The following is a 21,415-nucleotide window of genomic DNA, read 5'->3' on the forward strand; positions in this document are numbered from 1 at the left end:
CACAAAAATCACTCAACATACTCATTGTAGAAGACCAATGCTTTGAAGTACTTGAAGAAGCAGTGCATGCAGTTGCTCCCAACCACTTTTCAGAACATACCTGCGATCTTGCAAAGACCTACGTTGAAGCAAGGCAAACACTTTGCGAAAAACAATATGACATCATCTTGCTCGATCACCGCCTACCACTTGAAACACTGGGCGAATATCCAGAAAATATTGGTTATTCACTCATACCGAGCATTAAAGAACAACACCCTTGCACGCTTATTATCGGCACGTCCTCCCTTACTGCAAGTGCTCTACGAGGAGCTGCACAACCAGATGAGCGTCTACCAAGCAAGTTAAGTACACAAGAAGCAACAGAAGGACTTACACACATACTAGACCGATATGCAAAAAACACAACAACACACAACCACTCGAGGAGGACCTACTCATGACACGAACAATACCAGTGGTGATAGCTTCACCCTACCTTATGGAAGACATGTCTGAACGGTATGATGAACACTATGTACAAATCCAGAAAGAAAAATTTGGTTATGATCCGAATAACTTCGCAGGCGTTCGAGAACTCAATGGACCCGACCTTACCATAGAACTTATCGACGCTCGAAACTCTGATATCTTCCTTAACGCCAAAGCACCCCTATACATCAGCGGATCCACAAGCGCTGTAGAAAGGGTTGTTCATGAACTGAGAGGATCGAGAAGAGTCATCGCACGATTCAGCATCTTCTACGGTAAAGCAAGCGGCTACTCAGGAGACTACCCTGAAGAGACAGGCTACGCTCTTGACATACCAAAATCAGTGGAGGCTGTGAAGCGTATGCTCACCCACACTCCAACAATGCTTGCACTACAAGAAAGAAATCTTGACGACCTTCTCAAAGGACTCAACGATCTCAACAAGCACTTGCAACAACCCGTACTCACCACACCCTACCTTCAGGAGGTGTTCTCATGAGCAAGATCAGCGCAGGCGAAAAAACCTGGAGAGACCTCTCGCTTGCAGGCAAGCTCGGAGTCGGACTTCACCCTCTTGATGAGCAGAATAATATTTACTGGAAGTGTTTCATCGTAGCAGATCAGAGAAGAGAATTCGTACACGCGATGACTCAATTAAGAGAAATCAGCGCACTCCAAGCGTTTGCTGCAAGAAGTGCAGAAGATTATCAGACACTAGTTGATGATCTGGTTGACAAAGGAGTAACTCCAACCTATCTCATCATTTCAGATCCTCTTCGCGTGAGCAGATATGAGAAAGAACCTGCCAATATAGAATCACTAATTGATATCGCAAAAGAGCATTGGCCCATCCATACCATCTTGCTCAGTGATAAAGAACATTGTCTTGATGTGAATATGCGGATGCCTTATGATGTATCTATCGATGATTTTACAACAACATTCATCCACTACGCACAGCAAGTGCCAAGTGCCGCTATCAGTAAAAAGGTGCGCTAATGCATAACCTCCTTATTGTGGAAGACACTCCCCCCCCAACAACAAGTAGCGCGCAAGGAAGTTCCTCAAGCACGCCTAACAACCACGCTTGACTCCGCGCTCAAAGAGATGAAAGAAAATCATCCTGATTATGTCTTGAGCGATCTGCATGTTCCTTCAGGACTTTCAACTAAAGAGGGAGAGACCATTTCGCGATACCTTGTTGATGCAGCAGACCTGCTTCTTGAACAGGCACTGCAACAACCTGCCATAACACTGCTTGACAGAAGTATCAAACAATCCTTGGACAGCACTTCTTACACAATCACAGCCAGACATTTGCGAAACCTGCTGTTACAGCGCTAAAAAATGCCAAAGTCTTTTAAATCCCCTGTTCTTAAAGAGATTCTAATGGATCTTAAAAAGGAAATTCTTCCCAAGCTCGAACCAGATAAAGAGCAAGTCAAACGAGCACAGAAATTGGTAAAAGAGATTCAAAAACTTATTGATGATGCGCAGATTCAAGCAGAAGTGATGCTTGGTGGATCTCTTGCAAAAGGAACTAATCTCAAAGGAGATCACGACATAGATATTTTTGTTCGTTTTGATTATGAACGCTACAAAGACAAAGATATCTCAGAACTTCTTGAACAAGCGCTCTCACCTCTTGCAATTGAACGCGTGCATGGAAGTAGAGATTATTTCCACCTCAAACAAGACGTGAATGTTGAAATTGTTCCCGTGCTTAAAGTTGATGACCCCGCAAAGGCGAAAAACGTAACTGATATGTCCCCCCTGCACGTCGCATGGGTGCAAAAGCACAAACGTTACGCAGGAGATATTCGTCTTGCAAAACAATTCTGCAAAGCCGCAAGAGTGTATGGCGCTGAGAGTTATATTGGTGGTTTTTCAGGACACGTTCTCGACATCCTTGTCATTACCTACAAAGGATTTGAAAACCTCCTTAAAGCATCACAAAAATGGAAAGATAAAGAAATCATAGACCCTCTTAAGAGAAATCTTACGCTTGAAGATTTTAATAAATCAAAAACAGACTCTCCTATTATTGTTGTTGACCCCATTCTTGCAGATCGCAATGCTGCAGCAGCACTTACCAAAGAAAAATATGAGATGTTTAGAGAAGCTGCTGCAAAATTTCTCAAAAAACCAACAAAGTCTGCCTTTATTATCAAACCCTTTGATCTTGAAAAAATAAAGAAGAAGTATAAGACCAAAAAAGTAGTGTGTCTTGAGATTGAACCGCTTGAAGGGAAAACGGACGTTGTTGGTGCAAAGATTATGAAAGCAATCAAAATATTACGCAACCAACTCAAATTTCACGATTTTGAAATTCTTAATTATGGCTGGAATTGGAAAGAAGGAGAGCCTGCAAAAGCATTCTTTGTCTTTCCTGCAAAAAATCTTGAACCTGTTTCTAAGCGGTGTGGGCCCCCTCTTGAAGAAACTGAACGTGTTGCGAACTTTAAGAAAAAACATAAACAAACATTTGAAGAAAATGGAAGGATCTGCACTTACGTCAAAAGAGCATTTACGGATCCTAAAAAACTCATCTCCCACCTCATTAAGACAGATGACCTCTTGAAAAGCAAAGCTAAGAGGATAAAACTATGTTAATGCTACCTCTTGCAGTAGTCATTGCACTCACACTTCTTCCCTTCTTAGAACTTCGCGCATCAATTCCCTATGGTATTTTACAAGGAGGCCTTCCATGGTGGCTTGTTTTTCTTGTTGCTGTTCTCATCAACATAGGTTTGGGACCTGCACTGTACATCACACTTGAAAAAGTCATAAGGATGCTCTGTATTATCAAACCTTTTGAGCGGTTTTATCACCGCGTGGTTGAGCGCACACAGAGAAAGGCAGCACCTTACGTTCATAAGTACGGTCCTCTTGGTCTTGCTCTTTTCATCGGCGTTCCTCTTCCAGGATCTGGCGTGTATAGCGGTGCAATCGCAGCACACGTCTTAGGGATGACCTATAAAGAATTCTTTGTAGCTGTTGTTTGTGGTGTGCTCATTGCAGCAACAGCCGTAACCGCAATTACCCTTTCAGGAATGGGAGTGTTTAGCTGGGCGATTAAAACGTTGTGAATCATGGTGTGATTTCCACAAGAGTGCTACAACTACCGCGACAAGACTTAACCACTGCCAATTGGTTAAGAACAAGAACATCGGATCTTCTCTGAAGAAATCCGTAATAAATCTCAGCGATGCGTACCCTATAAGAAAGGTGAACCACAACGTTCCCTCCCTCAAGTTTTTCTGATGCTTATGCCCATACCATAAAATTCCCAGTAAGAGTAAATGTGATCCCGCGGCGTAGAGTTGATATGGATGCCTACAACCAGAAACACTCGGAAATACAACACACCAAGACACATCAGTTACTCTCCCCCATAACTCACCATTTACAAAATTTGCAAGACGTCCCAACACGAGTGTTGCAGTAACAGGAAGCACGACAATATCTGCTATCTTGTAGAACGAAAGTTTCCAACGTTTAAGCATGATCGCAGCAGCAATGGATATTCCCGTGAGCGCTCCGAAGAAACTCATACCTCCATGCCATATGCGTAGCAATTCAAGAGGGTCTTTGATAAACACTGCAGGATTGTTGAACAGAAAATGAAAGATACGCGCTCCGATAAGCATGCCAACAAGAAAGGAGAAAACTAAATCATCTACTTGTTTTCGCGAAAGCCCGAGTTCTGCACGACGTTTGAAAAGCACCCAATACGTGAGTAAGTATCCCACAACGTAGACAATGCCGTACCAGTAAATCTGTGCAAATCCAAGATCCAGCGCAACGGGGTTAAGATTATGAATGTACATGATAAACCACTATTGGAAAAACATTAAAATAATGCCGATGATGCTCCCTATGAGTACGTTGCGTTCAAGATTTTTCACCTTATAATGAATGTTTAGAGAAGTGAAGGGTTTGAAGAGAGGAACTCCCCTCTCAAAAATTGCAAGGAGAACTTGTAACACATAGCCAACGGTAAAATACCATAATGAGGAATAGATCAAGGAGCATATTGCAAGCGCGGTGATTGGCAAAATGTTGTGAAACCAATACGTCTTGTAGATCTTGCTTGCAAGAGGCAGTAAGAATCCTGCAACGATAAGTACTGCATTTAATGGCGTTGTGTAGAAATAAATCGCATAGAATAAGAACAGGCTTGGAGCAACGTAACTAAGTGTTTTCATATACTCAAAACAGGGTCAAGAATATATAAACGTTTGCACTCGTTTAGTACTTGCTTAGTGATTGCACAATGATTAAATAGAACAATACCTTCTTTTTCCCTGATGTCCTGGTCTGACCACTTTTGCGGAACACCTCCTCGCGTTGAACTCTTTGATGATATCAGCGTGCTTCTCTCACGCCTGCAACGCGAGTTAGAACAAAAGCCCCTGCAAGCACAAGAAATTCAAACAACTCTTGAGAGGTTATCAACAGATATTGGTTTTGATGTTGCGCTTGGCGCTGCTCGTTCTTGTTATAGTGGAAGTCTCGTTTCACCTCTTGCAGTTCGGGAGAATCTTGAACGAGCAAGGAAAATCGCACAAGACACATACAAAGCGCGCCACCACACTCCTTACATGCATCGCAATTACGTCTTCGGACTTGATGGCGTTTCACGACAATTCATTTGGAGTCATTTACACGCACACCCCTTTTACAACTCAGAACAAGTAAGCCAGCGCTACAAAAAAATGAGCATTGAGAATACGCTTATTCCTCGCCTCCCAAGAAAAGCAAGAAACATCTTTATTCAGTGCGTAAAACAGCAATTCTATGCGTATGAACGTCTGCGAGATGAACTTCTTCTTGAGGCAGCGTGCGAAGAGTATTACAGTCGATTTCCTTCTCGCAGATCAAAACATAAGCAAAACCTTGCCAAAATAAAAAAGAAGACGCAGGAAGCAGCGCGTTACGTTATCGGTCTTAACACCACCGCGCACCTGTACCATTCTATCAACGCAATCACTCTTGCAAGGTATTATCGCCTAAGCAACCAACCAGATACCCCAACAGAAGCAAGACACATCATTGGAGAAATGGTGCGATTGGTCAAAGAAAGAGATCCCGGAATTGCTCAGCTTTTTGAAGATCCCCTTCCAGAAGAAGAGCTTCTTGAACATAAGCTTCTTGTAAAAGTATTTAGTGAAGGCAAAGATCCTCAGCTCACAAGACAGTGGGCGCAAGAATTTGACGAACAGTTAGAAGGAAGAGTAACCAAGCTAACTAGTTACAAAACAAACGCAATTCCTGAGATGCTCTTAGCAGTTCGTGACATGCTCGGAGTCCCCTCTTATGCTCTTAATGATTCTACCATCCTGGAGTATTTATTCGATCCCGCACATAACACCCATAGAGGTGACGTGCTTACTCTTGACCATATGCAAAAACTTGCACGAGCGCAGATCATTCCTCATTTCACCTTTATGATGAAAATCAGTGCAACAGCAGATGCACAAGAACAACGTCAACGCATGACACCTGGTGCAAGACCCTTATTTGAACAAGTTATTCTTAACACACCTGATTTCATCACACCCTCCCTTGTTCAAGCATCAGGGCCTCAAGCGATTAAATTTTACGAGGAAACTATGCACCACACATGGAATGCAAGAAATCAACTTCTTGAGATGGGAGTGCGCGCTGAACTTGCAAACTACCTTCTTCCAAACGGTGTTGCCTTACGATTCAGAGAAAGTGTTGATCTTCTTAATTTCAAACAAAAAGACGAAAAAAGAGAGTGTCTTAACGCACAAGAAGAAATTGGGAGGCTCACAATTGCTCAGCGCCAAGAAATTGAAAGAGTGCACCCCGAACTTAAAGGAATTTTTGGTCCTCCCTGCTACCTGCGCACAAAAGCACAAGTAAAACCCCCTTGTCCCGAAGGCGACCTTTTTTGCGGAGTTCGTGTGTGGAAAGGACTTGAACAAGACTCTTCAGGAAACCTTAAACACCCTGACCTTGCAATTGAGAACATCATGAAACAAAGAAAATTTTAGACACCCTCAAACTTGCAAGCATGCTGAAAGATTGAATACTCTTTGTATATTCGCTCCAACAACAGTTTTCTTATGGAACACCTCTTTGTAAAGGACACTGACCCCTTGTTTTAGTAGAACGCAATCTTTATTGCAGTGTCTTTCCAACAAGACAAACAATCAAGTAAACCCTTTTTTTTGAAATGCTGCTGAAGAGGGATAACTTTAAAAACGAAGGATTAAGACGGCAGGTTAAATGAAGCTTATTCAAGAAATCATTGAGGCAGAGAACAAAGCAGAACGCGATATTGAGCGTGCAAAAAAGCGCTACGCTGAGCAAATCGAAAAAATACGCGCGAAACTTAGCGAGGAGTATGAACAAACAATTGCCCAGTATATTAAGAAGAAAGAAGCTCACTTCAAAACAGTATCCCAATCTTTAGAAAAGAAGTATTCAAAAGAAGAGGAAGAGCTGAAAAAAAGATTACAGGCATATTCTCGTATTTCAAAAGACAGCATTAGGAAAACTGCCAAAAAAATAGTTGAGCTCTTATGAAAACTGAAAAACTCGCATTTGTGGAGATTATCGGCCTTCAAAAAGACAAAACCACAATACTTGATTTTCTTCATGAAAAAGGAATTCTTCACCTGCACAGCGCAGATAAAAGCAACTACAAAGATCTGCTCAAAAGAGATCAAACTATTGAACTAAATGAGCAGATAAGCTCAACCCTCTTAGAACTTAAATGGCTTAAAGAAAAGCTCCAACCCTTTTCAAAAAAGGAAAAAGAACATTCATTTACCAACAGAGAACTTCAACTTGTTCTCAAAGAAGCAAAATTAGTCAAAAACGAGCTTAGAGAACGTATCGAACAACTCTCAACACGCCTTGAAGAAGTTACCTCTAAAATCACTCGTGCAAAGGAACAAAAAGAGTTACTCTCAAAGATCCCCTTTAAACTTGAAAGAGGGGACTTCTTTCCCAGACACACTTCCAAAAATGCTATCTTACTCATAAGCAAGAAAAACACTGTAAAAAGTGAAGAATCATCACCAACAACCAAGAAGAATAGAAAAACTTCAAAACATACCGCAACACGTTCTAAGGAGAAACACCTTCAAAAAGCGTTAAAGGATATTGTGCGAACAATTCCTCATTCACTTAAAGAAACTCCCACTCATGCAATTCTTGCTGTTCCTCTTGAATACGAAACACAAGTGCTCAAAAAACTCAAAGTTGCAGGTCATCATATAGTAACTCTTGACCCTCTTACAGAAAAGGATAATGCAACACAAATACGAATCATAGAAAAACACATCAAAGAGTTGTGTGAAGAAGAACAAGAACTTATTGAAGACTTACAACGCCAGGCGGAAAAACACGCAGACCACATTGATCAACTCTTCTATGAATTAACAGTGTTTCACGAACGTTACGAAGCTTCAAACCAACTACACCGAACAAAACACACCTTTGTTCTTGAGGGATATGTAAGTGAGAGAGAGTTAAAACAAATTGAAAAACTTCACAAGGTCGCAACAGTAAGTATCATCTCAAGACCTGCAAAGACAGGCCCTAGCAAACTTAAAAACAATCGCTATACTCAACACTTTGAATTCATAACCAAGATGTTCGGATACCCGCCCTACAGAGGTATTGATCCGACAATATTTGTGAGCATATTTCTTCCACTCTTTTTTGGATTCATGTTTTCAGATGTTGGATACGGCATTCTTTTGTTATTTGTCTCACTACTCCTTCTTGTAAAAGCAACACCTCGAAAAAAAATTGTTTACGATTCAGGCTTTGTATTGCTCATCTGTTCACTTTCAACAATTCTCTTTGGCATTTTTTTCGGATCTTTTTTCGGAAACCTTTTCGGATTCTCCCCGTTACTTTTTGATCCCTTCAAAAATGCTAAAACGGTTCTCATCACAGCGCTTGTACTTGGACTATTGCACCTTAATGTAGGTATTTTGCTCAGCATACTTTCAAACCTAGAAAAAAAAGATTACCGCGCAATCATCACAGGAAATCTTTCCATTGTCTTTCTTGAATTGGGAGTAGCATTGCTCTTCCTTGAAAGTACCGCTCTTGGCATTCTTGCCTTGCTTATGAGCGGAATCCTTTTCATTGCAAATACTGGTATTATGGGACTTATGGACATTACAGGTTTTATTGGAACGTGGTTCTCCTATGCAAGGCTTCTTGCACTTAGTCTTGCAACAGGAGGTATTGCTCTAGGTATTAACATCATGGCAGAACAACTCAACCACATAGCTCTTCTCGGCCCAATTTTGTTCATCCTCCTGCTCATCTTCGGACATTTATTCAATTTTGCAATGAATGTTTTAGGATCAAGCATTCACTCAGTAAGACTTCACTACATTGAGTTCTTCTCCCAGTTTTATGAAGGGGGCGGAACGCCATTTACTCCATACACAACAAAGAAAACAAAAGACACACTATAAGACACGCTAAGAAATCCACAAGCACAAAAAATCAAAAAGAAACACCAAAAAAATCATGCTCAAACACCATTAAACAAGACCACAATCACTTATTGTGCGATTTGTTTAATTATCAAAACAACATAAACTAAAAACAAGGTAAAAAAAGCAAAAAAGGGACGCGCAAAGCGTACGGAGGTAAAACCATGGCTTTAGAAACAACAGGACTCATCGCGATCGGGGCAGGACTTGCAATAGGACTTGCTGCTCTTGGATCTGGAATTGGTCAAGGAATTGCATCAGCAGCTGGTGCAGGTGCTACCGCAGAGAATGAAAAACTTCTTGGAAAAATGATGGTTTTCTCAGCACTACCTGAGACTCAAGCAATCTACGGATTCGTCATCGCAATTCTCTTGATGTTTGTATACGCAGTATCATGAACACACCACAGAGTAAAAAATCAAAAAAAGACATCATCGAATACGTGCTAGAACAGGCTCAAAAGGAAGTTCAAGAACTTCGAAACTCCTTTGAACAGGAAAAAAAGAAGTTACTAGCACGGCACAAGCAGGATGTTGAACGCAAGCTTAGAGAACTTGATAAGCTCTACGCGCAAAAAGAGGACTTGCTCACCAAACAAAAAGAGAGCAGTTTTACTTTACACGCGAAAAAAGCAGAACTTGCAGCTCAGGAGCGCGTGGTCGACCAAGTTCTTGAATGTGTACGTGAAGAGCTAAACAAACCAGAAGTTGTGGAGAAATTTGCAAGGCAACTCCTACAAGAAGAGCCTGAAATAAAAGAATTAAGGATTCCTCGAAAAATCAAATTAAAGGCAGCACTTCCTTGCAAAGTGTCCTCAACTCTTGACACTTGGGAAATTGTTGGAATTCTCAACGAACAATCAGAGGTAAGCATTAGTTTTGAAGATCTTCTTACACAAAACGAAGCAAAGATTTTCAAAACAGTTGAGGAGGAGCTGTTTTCATGATTGAACTTCTTATTGTTGGAGGATCTGCAATCATACTCATTGTTGCAGGCTCTGCTGTTGCAACTGCAATGCAAGTTCTTCCTTTTGCGTACCCTGCTGCAAGAGTTCGCTCGGCAAAAAGCAAAATGCTTAGTGATGCTGAGCTTGTGGAATGGACTCATCTAGGATATAAAGATATTCTCTACCATCTTGAAAAAAAAGGATATCACCAAATCCTTAGCCTTATTGAATCAAATTTTAGGGAAGAAAAAGTTCAAAATCTTCTTCGCAAAGCACAATACAAGGACCTTCATGCAGTCTCACAACATGTTCCACGAAAATATAAAAAATTCTTCTCAGCGCTAGCCTCGCGTCTTGAAATCGAAAACATCCTCTCAACACTACGCTCAAAAACATCTCCTAGCTATCAAAGACACAAAATCAAAGAAATCCTTTTGCAGACTCAGTATTTCAAAGATCCCTCCGCAATTGAATCTGCAACTCTTGAAGAAACTCTTTCGATTCTTCAACACACACCGTATGCAAAAATTATCAACGCACATCTTGAAGAAATACGCAACGGAAATCTTCACGGTCTTGAACACGCATTAAGTATTCAATATTACAAAAAATTAAGACGAGAGTCTCGAATTGACCCTGTTTTAAGAGCCTATGTTGCCCTTATGATAGATGCACACAACATAAAGAAAACGCTGTGTTTCTCTCAACCCTCATTTATTGAAGGAGGAACACTTAGTCAAACACAAAAAAATCAGCTCAAAGAAGCTAAAAACATACAAGAAGTTATACAAGCTTGTGAGAACACAGCCTTTGCAGATGTTCTCAAAGATGTGAAGAGTCAAACCGAACTACTGCAAGCGCTTGAACGTAAACAAAAAAGGTTTGCACAAAGACTGCTCAAAGAAGAACCCTTATCTATCAAACCCATTATTGCATACTATATTTTGCGCAATATTGAACTCAAAAACATTCGTATTTTGCTCAAATTAAAACATGCACGATTTGATCAACAAGAAATTGCGAGGGCACTCATATGATCTCACTTATCGGAGCATCAACAACAATCATTGGTTTTGGACTTTGCGGTATCAAGGATATTTTTGAACTAAGACGAACTGCAAAAAAAGAAGAGATACTACAAAGCATAAGAGAAGCACAGCACAACCTCATCCTCATCGATCAATTTTTTTATGAAAAAATAAAAAAAGACATCCCAAGAGAATTTAGTGACAAAGTGTTCATCAAAATTCCTGACAGATATGAAGAATTCGACGAGGATATTGATGAACTCGTAAAAGACACCCTGGGAATAACAGTACAAGAAAATAAAAAATAAACAAAGAATTGGAAGAACACAAATCACAGTCCTGCACTAAGGTGCATCAAAAAACAATAAACCAATTAAAAACAATACAAAGAGAACAAAGGAGAGCAACTATGAAATCAAAAGCAAAGATCACAAAGATATCTGGTCCGGTTATTCAAGCAACAGGACTCACTGATGCGAAAATCAACGATGTCGTACTTGTAGGTAACGAAGGATTACTTGCTGAAATAATTGAAATCGTAGGCGATACAGCAACCATTCAAGTTTATGAAGAAACAGATGGTTTGAAGCCGGGCGAACCCGTTGTAAACACACAAAAACCTCTTAGTGTTGCTCTTGCTCCAGGTCTACTCACAAGCGTTTTTGACGGTGTTCAAAGACCTCTTGAATCCATAAAAGAACAATCAGGAACCTTCATCACCCGAGGAATAAACGTTGAGGCACTCGATACCAAAAAGAAATGGGATTTTAAAGCAGTAGCGAAAAAAGGCGATGAAGTTAAACCAGGAGATATACTTGGAGAAGTTCAAGAAACAAGCATCATCACACACAAAATAATGGTTCCACCAGGAGTGAGTGGAAAAATTACGAGCATTGAAAGTGGTAAAAAAACAATCACACAAGATATTGCAGTCATAGGAAAAACCCCTGTTCAAATGCTCCAATACTGGCCAGTAAAACGTCCTAGGCCGTATTTACATAAAGAAGAGCTTAGTGAACCGCTCATTACAGGACAACGCATTTATGATATCTTCTTCCCCTCAGCAAAAGGAGGCCAATGTGCAATTCCAGGACCCTTTGGTTCAGGAAAGACAGTAACTCAGCAAGCAATTGCAAAATGGTGTGACGCACAAATTATCGTCTACATTGGTTGTGGGGAGCGAGGAAATGAAATGACTGAAGTACTTCGAGAATTCCCCCATCTCCAAGATCCAAAAACAGGTAAACCACTCATGGATAGGACAGTTCTTGTTGCAAACACTTCCAACATGCCCGTTGCTGCAAGAGAGGCTTCCATCTACACAGGAATGACTATTGCGGAATACTACCGAGATATGGGCTATGATGTGGCACTTATGGCAGACTCTACATCTCGCTGGGCTGAGGCAATGAGAGAAATTTCCGGCCGACTCGAAGAAATGCCAGGAGAAGAAGGATACCCTGCGTACCTTGCAACAAAACTAGCTCAATTCTATGAAAGAGCAGGAAAAGTAAAAACACTCAATGAAAAACAAGGATCCATAACTGTTATTGGTGCAGTAAGTCCTGCAGGAGGTGATTTTTCAGAGCCTGTTACTCAAAACACTCTAAAAATTGCAAAAGTTTTCTGGGCACTTGATGCCAAACTTGCTGCAAAAAGACATTATTGGGCAATAAATTGGCTTCAATCATACTCTTTGTACACAGATGAAACTGACAAATGGTATGATACGCATATCGGAGAAAAGTGGAGTGACTATCGTAAGCTTCTCATGTCCCTCTTACAACAAGAGTCATCCCTTCTTGAAATTGCACAACTTGTTGGAAAAGATAGTCTTCCTGAACAAGAACAATTTATCTTGCTCACAACAAGACTTATCCGCGAAGATATCTTACAACAAAACGCATTCAATGAAGTAGATATGTACTGTGATCCTAAGAAACAGTATGAAATGATGAAAAACATCGCAGCTTTTTTTGAAGAAGGAAAGCTAACCATAGCACAAGGCAAAAAAAGTATTCAAGAAATTGAACAAATGGATATCGTTGAAAAAATCGGACGAATGAAATACGAGGACATCTCAAAAGTAAGACAACTTTATGAAGAGATTTCGGAGGCGCTCAAATGAAAGTATACAAAACCATTAACACTGTTAAAGGCCCTCTTGCAGTTATCGAGGGTGTAAAGAATATTGCTTCTAAAGAGCTTGCTCAAATTACCCTTCAAGATGGCAGTGTACTTAACGGTCAAGTCCTTGAAGTTCACGAAGATAAAGCAGTTGTACAAGTCTTTGAAGGAACAACAGGACTCTCATCAACAAATGTCAAGGTCAAGTTTAGCGGAAAAACCGCAACCATTGGAGTCTCAAAAAAAATGCTGGGACGGATTTTTGATGGTATGGGCAGACCTCTTGATGGACTTCGCGCATTTTCTGAAAAAGAATTAGACATTAACGGATCTCCCATAAACCCAGCGTCTCGACTAAACCCCTTCGAGTTCATTCAGACAGGAGTTTCAACAATCGATTGCATGATCCCTCTTGTTAGAGGTCAAAAACTGCCAATTTTCTCCCTCTCCGGGATGCCCCATAATAAATTAGCAGCGCAAATTGCTCGCCAAGCAACAGTTCTTGATGGATCAGAGTTCGCAGTTGTTTTTGCTGCAATGGGAATTTCTCAAAGCGAAGCTGATTTTTTTAAACGAGAATTTGAACAAACTGGCGCGCTTAAAAACACTGTTTTATTCCTCAACCTCGCGTCAGACCCTAGTGTTGAGCGGATTATGACTCCTCGCGTAGCACTTACAACTGCAGAATACCTCGCATTTGAGAAAAACATGCATGTGTTGGTAATTCTCACGGACATTACCAATTACTGTGAAGCATTACGTGAAATTAGTGCTGCAAGAAGTGAAGTTCCAGGAAGACGAGGATACCCCGGATACATGTACACAGATTTAGCAATGCTCTACGAACGTGCAGGGAAAATTGAAGGGTCAAAGGGCTCGCTCACACAACTTCCCATCCTTACCATGCCAGGAGATGATAAAACACACCCTGTTCCGGATCTGACGGGGTATATTACTGAAGGGCAAATCATTATTGATAGATCTCTTGCTAAAACAAACATTAATCCCCCCATTAACATTTTAGGGTCTCTTTCCCGTCTTAAAGTTGGAAAAGGGCAAATCCGAGAAGATGCGAATGCTGTTGCAGATCAGATTTATAGCTGTTATGCAACAGGCAGAGAAATTAGAGAGCTCGTAGCAGTTATTGGCAAGGGCGCACTTACACAAAGAGAAGTAACCTACCTTGAATTTGCAGAAGCATTTGAAAAAGAATTCGTTAATCAAGGGTTTGAAACGAATAGAAGCATTGAGCAAACACTTGATCTTGGGTGGGAGCTGCTTAGCAAGTTCCCAAAAAGCGAACTTAAGAAAATATCCGCAGAACTCCTTAGCAAATACTACAAGGAAAGAACAACTCAAGAAATCAGCGATACGAATTAAAATACAATCAAAACACGATGGGAAGTAAGACGAGAAGCGATTTACTTGAAGTAAAACATAAGACAGCTCTTGCTAAGAGGGGCCATAGTCTGCTTAAGAAAAAACAAGATGTTCTTATCAACAAGTTCTTCACGTTGGTTCAAGAGTACAAATCGTTTAAGAAAGACATTGTTATAAAAACAAGAACTGCTTACAAGTCGCTCTCCTTAGATATCGCATATACAGGTATTTTTTCCGCAAGGGCTGTTTCTTACGCGATGCCTTCCTACTTTGACATCTCTTTTGAAGAACAAAACATTATGGGTGTTAGAATTCCTAACATCACCGTTAAGAAAAAAGAAGGAGTTGAGGCATCATATCAGAACAGCCCTCAACTCGCAGAAGCTGCGAAGATGTTTCAACACGTTTTTGAAGATCTCATAAAACTTGCAAGCCTTGAAACCACTCTTCTTGCCCTTGCGGATGAAATCAAAAAAGTCAAAAGAAGAGTAAACGCTCTTGAACACATACAAATCCCAAATCTTGAGCAAGAGCAAAAGGATATTCGTTTTGCACTTGAAGAACAAGAAAGGGAAGGATTTATGCGTCTTAAAGTAATCAAAAACAAACTACAATCTTCCTAAACTCACAGAAATTAGCCATATCTACACAGACTTACGCACATAGGCAATCTTGCCATTTATGGTATTTCACATTAGTAATCGCTCAAAAAGAGTTAGGAAGTTGTACGATCTATCCCTTGGAAAAACAAAGACAGATGAACAACAAGAAAAGTTCTGAAAAACAAAGAGCAATCCTACAACGTTTACGAAGCATCCCTAAACCTGTCTGGTTTATTTTAGCAAACGTTGCTGCCTTTTGGCTTATGATCGCAGGGTTTGTTATTTTTTACCTTCTCTGGTTAAAAGACTTGTAAAAGTTATTTTTTGTAAGAGCTTATTTTTTGTACTTTGAAAAGATGCATGCATGAAGATATGCCCCAATGAACATGCCTACAATGCCAAAAAGAATCGGTATGTTTCCCAAGCCTATTGATGCAATTGCAGCTCCAGGGCACATCCCGCTTAAACCCCAACCAACTCCAAAAATAACGGCTCCCATGAGCTGTTCTTTTGAGGCTTCTGCTTGTCTTTTTGCAACAGCACAGCCAAGCTGTTTTCCTAGCAGTCTGGGAATTACTTGATAGGCAAGTAACGTTACTATAACCGCACTTGCCATGACGAGAAGCAAGCCAAAGTCTTTGAAAAGAAGAAAACTAAGAACGACTTCTGGTTTTGCCATTCCTGAAATTGCAAGACCATAACCAAAAAATAAACCACCCACGACAACCCATAGGATTTTCTTAACGGACATCAAATTCTGCTTGGATGTTAAACGTTTACGCATCATCCCACCACCCCTGTAAGTCCTGCTGTGAGGTGAGCAACAATAATTGCTACGATAAAGAACACTGCAACGTTAATGAGACTCTCCTTTGAAAGGCTTGCAAGTCCGCAAATTCCATGACCTGACGTACACCCACCACTCATTCTCGTGCCAAACCCCACTAAAACTCCTGCAAGGAGCAAGCGTTTCCAAGAAAGAGCTGTGATAAATGACGTGTTATGCGTTATTGAGTACAGCCCTGCTCCAAGAACAATGCTTAGTGCAAAAAGTAAACGCCAATTTCTTGATTCTAAATACTTTTTTTGCTGTAAGAAAGAACAGTTTGAAATATAGGAAAGCGTGCTGGTAAAAAACGTGCTTGCACCTGCGATAATCCCTGTTTTTAAATAAATAAGACTAATGCCAACGCCAATAAGAAATCCTCCAAGAAGATAGTGTGCAACACCTAGAGGAAAAAGTGATGATACGTCTATCATGAATCAAAAACCTCGCTCATTCTCTTTATTAATTTTTGTATCAGTTCAGGAACACATAGATACGAATAGGTCCTGTCTATCAAACAGGTGCAACAATATGTTCTTCACTTGCTTTCTGGGATTGCCCTTATCCCCACTTGTCGAAATTCACCCTACGACACAAGGAGCAGTATGAGCATCTTCAAAAAATTTCTTGTAATAAAAAAACACAGGGGAAACAAAGACAGAAAAACAAGACAAAAAAACAGGAACAACAAACAAGAACAAAAAGGCAAGAACAAGAGCATAGCAAGATTTATAACTATCCTTAAAGCACGCAATATCATGACACAAAAAGACGTCCGGCAGAGAAAAGAGCGTGAGTTCAAATTTTACCCTGAAGATTTTGACGATCCACCTGTTAAGATTCTCCACATGGATCTTCGTTTTGACATCTATGCCGACAAGACCCATGCGCTGTCCACGCAAAAAATGCAAGCCCTTGAAGACTTTGACACGCTCAATTTAGACGCGGATGATGTAGACGTTCAAGACGTAGAATGTGATGAGCAAGAAATTACCTGGAAGCAAGACAAGAAGAACGATAAAGTTATTATTACCTTCTCAAAACCAGTAAAAAAAGGTGATGCACTCACCATCACTATCAAAAACATTATTATTCCCACGCACAACATTCTTGAAGGGCTCTATTACGATGTAACTCCCAAAGGGGCCCCTCCACAAATGATCACACAGTGTCAGCAATGGGGTTTTAGAAGACTCGTCCCAACTATTGACGAGATGACCACTAAATGCACGTATCTTACCACCATCACTGCAAGAAAAGAATACACCAACGTCATATCAAACGGAGATCAAATTGAAGGTCCAAAAGATCTTGGAAATGGACGTGTTGAAGTCAAGTATGATAATACACTCACCCCAATGGCAACGTATCTCTTCTTTCTCGGGGTGGGGACCTGGGATAATTTTAGAAGAGAACTTGAATACCCTGATGGAAAAACCTTCACCTTAGAACTTCTTGCACCTGTGGGATCTGATCCTGTTCGTGCAGGTTACGCCCTTGATATCTTGCATGATGCTATTGAGTGGGTTTACTTGTTCACAGGCAGAGATAAACATGAAAACCGTGAAACCGCTTTGAAATTGTGGGAGTTGCTAAAAAAACGTGAAGAACTCAAGAAAAAAGGAGAAGATGTTTCACACATCAGAGAAGAAATGAAGCAACTCGCACAGGGGAAATACTGGGGCTACCAATACACAGGAAAAGTGTATCGTGAAATTGCAATGCAAAACTCCAATTTTGGAGGAATGGAAAATGTGGGCAACACCACCATTACTGCTAATAGAATTATGCCCTACGAGGAAACCACGGATAATGGTTTTGAATACATGACCCAAGTCAAAGCACATGAATTTTATCACAATCTTAATGGCTCAGAAGTAACTGGTTGGAGTCCCTTTGATATCTGGCTTAACGAAGCAGTTACTGTTCACGTTGAAAAAGAAAATCACGCATTTAACTTTGGAGAAGACTATTCAAGACTCTCTCAGGTTCAACACATCATGGAGCCAACATCTGGAACTCTTGCAATGGATGCAGGCCCTGCATCTATGCCTATAGAGCCAGAAGGATTCAACAACCCAGACGATATGATCACAGGGATCACCTACGTCAAAGCACCCGAATTTGTACGAATGATACAGACATTAATGGGTGATAAAACTTTTGTCAAAGGTCTTGACCTTTACCACACCCGCTTTAAACATGCAAATGCGAAATCAATTGAGTGGGTTAAAGCAATGGAAGAAAAAAGCGGGTTGTCCTTGCAAACCATGGCAAAACAATGGCTTAAACAAGTACATTTTCCCCTTGTTAACGTTTCTTGGAAGTGGAATAATGGAAAAATTACCCTTACTATTAAACAAGTGCAAGAACAAGGAGAGTGGAGCTTCCCCTTTGTCTGGGCAGTTTTTGATAAGAAGGGCAATAAAGTTTTTGAGAAAACACAATGGGTGCAAAGCAAAGAAGCAACCTACACTTATGAATGTCCTGAACCCGGGTTCCTCTCTTTACACAGAGGGTTTTCTTTTTTTGGAAAGATTGATGCAGATATCAGCGACGAAGAACTCTCATTACAGCTAAAACATGATGACGACATTATTGCAAAATGGCTAGCCTGGTACGAGATTTGCGATCGTGAAAAAACCAGACTGCTCAAAGATAAGAACGCACAGGTGAGCGAGGATTTTGTTGATCTCTACTGCTCACTACTCACTAACAAAGAACTCATAGATCGTGCGGGCGCACAATTCCTCGCCCTCTTTGAAGGAGTTGAAGACGAAACCTATGCCTACAAGTACCAAGACCTCTATGATACGAAGAAAAAAATACTCACCGCTATTGCTCAAAAATACGAACAGGAACTTCTCTCAATATATGAAACCTGTCTTTCATTCACACCCAGAGGAAGCTACTTGGAACGAGAAGCAGCAGCCATTAAAAACAGACAACTCCAAAATATTTGTTTAAGCATCCTTGCAAAACTTGACACGCCTAAAATCCATGAATTAATCAAAAAACAACTCGCATCAGACAACGCCACCAACAGAGTTGTCGCATTTAAGCTCTACCTGAATTCTTCCGCGCCTGATCGCAAAGAAGTGCTTAAAGAAGAAGAAAACAAAGCAAAAAAGAACCTTGTTCGTTGGGAGACCTTCTTACACGTCGTGGGATCAAGTGATGCTCCAGACTACCTTGACATCATCAGATACGTTGAAAGTCTTCCTGAATTTGACATTAACCAATCCAATGATCAACGTGGATTGTACCTCTCTTTTGCTATGAACCGCAAAAAATCCCTGCTCACTGAAGAAGGTCGTGCATTCCTACGAGAAAAAATCCTGCAACTAGGAAAAATTAATCAATATAACACCATGCACTTGCTCAAAATTCTACAAAATATTGACAAGCTTGATGAAGAACACTGGGTTCCACTCATACAACTTCTCCAAGACGTTATTTCTGAGATGACTGATGAACAACCCATGGTGCTCAACGGTGCAAAAAGAATCTTAAAAGCGCAGAAAAAGGCGCTCAAAAAATGGGAAGAGCATCAAAAGAGCAACACACCAGCAGCGTCTTAGCTACAACCAACCCTACTCAACAGTCACACCCTTAGCCAAATTACAAAACTTACCAATCTGCCTACGGACAGAAAAAAAACAACAAAACCAACCAACAACAAAAACACCCCCAACTACTCAACAGTCACACTCTTAGCCAAATTACAAAACTTACCAATCTGCCTACGGACAGAAAAAAACAACAAAACCAACCAACAACAAAAACACCCCCAACTACTCAACAGTCACACTCTTAGCCAAATTACGAGGCTTATCAATCTCACAACCCCTCTCCCTTGCAATGTAATAGGAGAGTAATTGCAGGGGGATGTTGGTAAGCAGAGGTGAGAGTTCCCACGTGGTTTTAGGTACTTTGATGACGTGATCTGCAAGGTTAGAAATTTCAGGATGTTCAAAATCACAAACACAGATAATTTTCCCTTTTCTTGATTTCACTTCTTGCATGTTAGAAAGAGTTTTCTGCGCAAGGTTGTCCTCCGTTACGATAAACACACAAGGCATACTCTCATCAATAAGTGCTATAGGTCCATGCTTCATCTCCGCTGCAGGATAACCTTCAGCATGAATATAGGAGATTTCTTTAAGTTTAAGTGCGCCTTCAAGAGCAACAGGATAGTGAATATCCCGTCCGAGAAACAAAAAGTCAGAAGCATGAGCGTATTCTTTTGCAATGTTCTCAATCACCTTTGCATCATCCAGAATGAACTGGATTTGTTCAGGAATTCTCTTCAGATAGTTGATGATTTCCTGCCGGTACGTAGCATTTCTGTTAAGGTATAAGTTAAGCAAATTAAGTGCTACCACTTGCGAAGTAAATGCTTTTGTCGATGCAACGCCAATTTCAGGCCCTGCGTGTAAGTACATTCCTTGACCTGCAAATTTTGCAATGGTTGATCCCGTTGCGTTCACAATCCCCGCAATTGTTGCTCCTGCCTCTTTTGCAAGGCGCAAAGCTTCAAGAGTATCTGCCGTCTCTCCGCTTTGAGAGAGCGCAATTACCAAGTCATCATTGTGAAGAACGGGGCTACGATATCTAAATTCTGAAGCATGTTCTGCTTGTGCTTCAATACGTGAAGAGCGTTCTAAAATGTATTTTCCAATAAGTGCTGCGTGCCAACTTGTACCACACGCGAGAAGTAAAACCCGTCGAAGATTACTTGGAAGAGTTAAAGAAATACCATCAATGTTTTTAACCTTCCCTCTAAACGCGTTTGCAACGGTTTCTGGCTGTTCAAAAATCTCTTTGAGCATGAAATGGTCAAAGCCATGCTTTTGAATTGCTTCAATGCCAAAAGGAATGGTTTCAATTTCAACATCAAGGTTAAATCCGTCAAAATCTTTTATTTCATAACCCGTCTTAGTAAGCACACCCATTTGACGCTCATCAAGATAAATGGCATCTTTTGTATGATCAAGAAAAGGGGAGGCATCAGATCCAATAAAATATTCCTTATCCCCCACACCAATAACCAGCGGAGATCCTTTTTTAGCAACGAGTAATTCTTCGTGATCTTTGTGCATTGCTACAATACCATACGCACCAGTTATTTTTGAGAGCATCTTGCGAAACGCTTCTTCAAAATCTCCTTTGTAGAAATAAGCTATGAGGTGCGCTATGATTTCTGAGTCTGTTTCACTCTTGAATGTAACTCCTTTTTTTATGAGATCCGCTCTAAGATCTGCATGGTTTTCAATAATACCGTTGTGAACAATAGCAACCGAGCCATCCTCGCTTTTATGAGGGTGAGCGTTTAACTCGCTTGGCTCTCCATGAGTTGCCCAGCGCGTGTGACCAATAACAATTGTTGAATGTTTCCCTATGATTTTTGGCTCGAGCTGAGCAATTTTGCCCACTGCGCGTAACACTTCAAAGGGTTGTTGTGTTGCAATCCCCGCAGAGTCATACCCTCTGTATTCAAGGCGCTTAAGCCCTTCAAGAACCAAAGGCACGCCGTTTCG

The 21,415-nt window shown here is 40.7% G+C and carries 22 protein-coding genes; 17 read left to right on the plus strand and 5 right to left on the minus strand.

The window, feature by feature from the left end:
* From D6774_04280 to D6774_04305, 6 genes are all read left to right on the plus strand, one after another.
* Positions 1-443 (plus strand): hypothetical protein (locus tag D6774_04280; protein ID RME77471.1); only part of this gene is annotated, 443 nt, incomplete at its 5' end.
* Complete coding sequence (locus D6774_04285; protein ID RME77472.1) at positions 440-970, plus strand: hypothetical protein; 531 nt, start codon at positions 440-442, stop codon at positions 968-970. The genes D6774_04280 and D6774_04285, both read left to right, overlap by 4 nt.
* Positions 967-1,470 carry a hypothetical protein gene (locus D6774_04290; protein ID RME77473.1) on the plus strand — a complete coding sequence of 168 codons (504 nt, stop codon included), beginning with the start codon at positions 967-969 and terminating at the stop codon, positions 1,468-1,470. The genes D6774_04285 and D6774_04290 overlap by 4 nt, the downstream gene beginning before the upstream one ends.
* Positions 1,471-1,485: 15 nt before the next feature.
* Positions 1,486-1,815, plus strand: a complete 330-nt coding sequence (locus D6774_04295; protein ID RME77474.1) for a hypothetical protein — start codon at positions 1,486-1,488, stop codon at positions 1,813-1,815.
* 3 nt (positions 1,816-1,818) lie between these two features.
* Positions 1,819-3,084 carry a CCA tRNA nucleotidyltransferase gene (gene cca / locus D6774_04300; protein ID RME77475.1) on the plus strand — a complete coding sequence of 422 codons (1,266 nt, stop codon included), beginning with the start codon at positions 1,819-1,821 and terminating at the stop codon, positions 3,082-3,084.
* Entirely contained in the window at positions 3,078-3,560 is a 483-nt protein-coding gene (locus tag D6774_04305) for a small multidrug export protein (protein RME77476.1), read from the plus strand. The genes cca and D6774_04305 overlap by 7 nt, the downstream gene beginning before the upstream one ends.
* Here the strand turns inward: D6774_04305 and lgt are convergent.
* Both lgt and D6774_04315 read right to left on the minus strand, forming a co-directional pair.
* Positions 3,519-4,301 carry a prolipoprotein diacylglyceryl transferase gene (gene lgt, locus D6774_04310; protein ID RME77477.1) on the minus strand — a complete coding sequence of 261 codons (783 nt, stop codon included), beginning with the start codon at positions 4,299-4,301 and terminating at the stop codon, positions 3,519-3,521. The genes D6774_04305 and lgt overlap by 42 nt on opposite strands.
* A gap of 9 nt (positions 4,302-4,310) precedes the next feature.
* Positions 4,311-4,679 (minus strand): hypothetical protein, encoded by a 369-nt coding sequence (locus D6774_04315; GenBank protein RME77478.1) that lies wholly within the window; start codon positions 4,677-4,679, stop codon positions 4,311-4,313.
* Between the two features lie 102 nt (positions 4,680-4,781).
* Between D6774_04315 and D6774_04320 the strand changes: the two genes are divergently transcribed.
* From D6774_04320 to D6774_04365, 10 genes are all read left to right on the plus strand, one after another.
* Positions 4,782-6,494, plus strand: coding sequence for an FAD-dependent thymidylate synthase (locus D6774_04320; protein RME77479.1), 1,713 nt, complete (start codon positions 4,782-4,784; stop codon positions 6,492-6,494).
* Between the two features lie 235 nt (positions 6,495-6,729).
* Positions 6,730-7,029 (plus strand): hypothetical protein, encoded by a 300-nt coding sequence (locus D6774_04325; GenBank protein RME77480.1) that lies wholly within the window; start codon positions 6,730-6,732, stop codon positions 7,027-7,029.
* Positions 7,026-8,945, plus strand: a complete 1,920-nt coding sequence (locus tag D6774_04330) for a hypothetical protein (GenBank protein ID RME77481.1) — start codon at positions 7,026-7,028, stop codon at positions 8,943-8,945. Before D6774_04325 ends, D6774_04330 begins: the two co-directional genes overlap by 4 nt.
* A 185-nt stretch (positions 8,946-9,130) precedes the next feature.
* Positions 9,131-9,364: a V-type ATP synthase subunit K gene (locus tag D6774_04335; protein RME77482.1), complete on the plus strand. Its 234-nt coding sequence runs from the start codon at positions 9,131-9,133 to the stop codon at positions 9,362-9,364.
* Complete coding sequence (locus tag D6774_04340) at positions 9,361-9,912, plus strand: hypothetical protein (GenBank protein RME77483.1); 552 nt, start codon at positions 9,361-9,363, stop codon at positions 9,910-9,912. The genes D6774_04335 and D6774_04340 overlap by 4 nt, the downstream gene beginning before the upstream one ends.
* A complete protein-coding gene (locus tag D6774_04345; GenBank protein RME77484.1) occupies positions 9,909-10,949 on the plus strand; it encodes a hypothetical protein in 1,041 nt (346 codons plus the stop codon). Before D6774_04340 ends, D6774_04345 begins: the two co-directional genes overlap by 4 nt.
* On the plus strand, positions 10,946-11,248 hold the full coding sequence (locus tag D6774_04350) for a hypothetical protein (protein RME77485.1): 303 nt from the start codon (positions 10,946-10,948) through the stop codon (positions 11,246-11,248). Before D6774_04345 ends, D6774_04350 begins: the two co-directional genes overlap by 4 nt.
* Positions 11,249-11,349: 101 nt before the next feature.
* Positions 11,350-13,068 carry a V-type ATP synthase subunit A gene (locus D6774_04355; protein RME77486.1) on the plus strand — a complete coding sequence of 573 codons (1,719 nt, stop codon included), beginning with the start codon at positions 11,350-11,352 and terminating at the stop codon, positions 13,066-13,068.
* Positions 13,065-14,447 (plus strand): V-type ATP synthase subunit B, encoded by a 1,383-nt coding sequence (locus D6774_04360; GenBank protein ID RME77487.1) that lies wholly within the window; start codon positions 13,065-13,067, stop codon positions 14,445-14,447. The genes D6774_04355 and D6774_04360 overlap by 4 nt, the downstream gene beginning before the upstream one ends.
* A 17-nt stretch (positions 14,448-14,464) precedes the next feature.
* Positions 14,465-15,070 (plus strand): V-type ATP synthase subunit D, encoded by a 606-nt coding sequence (locus D6774_04365; GenBank protein ID RME77488.1) that lies wholly within the window; start codon positions 14,465-14,467, stop codon positions 15,068-15,070.
* Between the two features lie 313 nt (positions 15,071-15,383).
* Here D6774_04365 and D6774_04370 read toward each other — a convergent pair whose 3' ends face one another.
* Positions 15,384-15,785: a YeeE/YedE family protein gene (locus tag D6774_04370; protein ID RME77491.1), complete on the minus strand. Its 402-nt coding sequence runs from the start codon at positions 15,783-15,785 to the stop codon at positions 15,384-15,386.
* A gap of 47 nt (positions 15,786-15,832) precedes the next feature.
* Entirely contained in the window at positions 15,833-16,309 is a 477-nt protein-coding gene (locus D6774_04375; GenBank protein RME77489.1) for a YeeE/YedE family protein, read from the minus strand.
* A 324-nt stretch (positions 16,310-16,633) separates the two neighbouring features.
* Here D6774_04375 and D6774_04380 point away from each other — a divergent pair, with 324 nt between their 5' ends.
* Complete coding sequence (locus D6774_04380) at positions 16,634-19,456, plus strand: DUF3458 domain-containing protein (GenBank protein ID RME77492.1); 2,823 nt, start codon at positions 16,634-16,636, stop codon at positions 19,454-19,456.
* A 213-nt stretch (positions 19,457-19,669) separates the two neighbouring features.
* Here D6774_04380 and glmS read toward each other — a convergent pair whose 3' ends face one another.
* Complete coding sequence (gene glmS, locus D6774_04385) at positions 19,670-21,406, minus strand: glutamine--fructose-6-phosphate transaminase (isomerizing) (GenBank protein ID RME77490.1); 1,737 nt, start codon at positions 21,404-21,406, stop codon at positions 19,670-19,672.
* Positions 21,407-21,415 lie beyond the last annotated feature (9 nt).

The organism is Candidatus Woesearchaeota archaeon (assembly GCA_003695435.1).
Lineage (GTDB): Archaea > Nanobdellota > Nanobdellia > Woesearchaeales > UBA11576 > J101.

Coding starts and splice junctions, on each gene's coding strand:
- D6774_04360 (RME77487.1), top strand. CDS start 13,065: ATGAAAGTATACAAAACCATTAACACTGTTAAAGGCCCTCTTGCAGTT.
- lgt (RME77477.1), bottom strand. CDS start 4,301: ATGTACATTCATAATCTTAACCCCGTTGCGCTGGATCTTGGATTTGCA.
- D6774_04290 (RME77473.1), top strand. CDS start 967: ATGAGCAAGATCAGCGCAGGCGAAAAAACCTGGAGAGACCTCTCGCTT.
- D6774_04285 (RME77472.1), top strand. CDS start 440: ATGACACGAACAATACCAGTGGTGATAGCTTCACCCTACCTTATGGAA.
- D6774_04365 (RME77488.1), top strand. CDS start 14,465: ATGGGAAGTAAGACGAGAAGCGATTTACTTGAAGTAAAACATAAGACA.
- D6774_04345 (RME77484.1), top strand. CDS start 9,909: ATGATTGAACTTCTTATTGTTGGAGGATCTGCAATCATACTCATTGTT.
- cca (RME77475.1), top strand. CDS start 1,819: ATGCCAAAGTCTTTTAAATCCCCTGTTCTTAAAGAGATTCTAATGGAT.
- D6774_04355 (RME77486.1), top strand. CDS start 11,350: ATGAAATCAAAAGCAAAGATCACAAAGATATCTGGTCCGGTTATTCAA.
- D6774_04380 (RME77492.1), top strand. CDS start 16,634: ATGACACAAAAAGACGTCCGGCAGAGAAAAGAGCGTGAGTTCAAATTT.
- D6774_04305 (RME77476.1), top strand. CDS start 3,078: ATGTTAATGCTACCTCTTGCAGTAGTCATTGCACTCACACTTCTTCCC.
- D6774_04350 (RME77485.1), top strand. CDS start 10,946: ATGATCTCACTTATCGGAGCATCAACAACAATCATTGGTTTTGGACTT.
- D6774_04335 (RME77482.1), top strand. CDS start 9,131: ATGGCTTTAGAAACAACAGGACTCATCGCGATCGGGGCAGGACTTGCA.
- D6774_04325 (RME77480.1), top strand. CDS start 6,730: ATGAAGCTTATTCAAGAAATCATTGAGGCAGAGAACAAAGCAGAACGC.
- D6774_04375 (RME77489.1), bottom strand. CDS start 16,309: ATGATAGACGTATCATCACTTTTTCCTCTAGGTGTTGCACACTATCTT.
- D6774_04320 (RME77479.1), top strand. CDS start 4,782: ATGTCCTGGTCTGACCACTTTTGCGGAACACCTCCTCGCGTTGAACTC.
- D6774_04315 (RME77478.1), bottom strand. CDS start 4,679: ATGAAAACACTTAGTTACGTTGCTCCAAGCCTGTTCTTATTCTATGCG.
- D6774_04330 (RME77481.1), top strand. CDS start 7,026: ATGAAAACTGAAAAACTCGCATTTGTGGAGATTATCGGCCTTCAAAAA.
- D6774_04340 (RME77483.1), top strand. CDS start 9,361: ATGAACACACCACAGAGTAAAAAATCAAAAAAAGACATCATCGAATAC.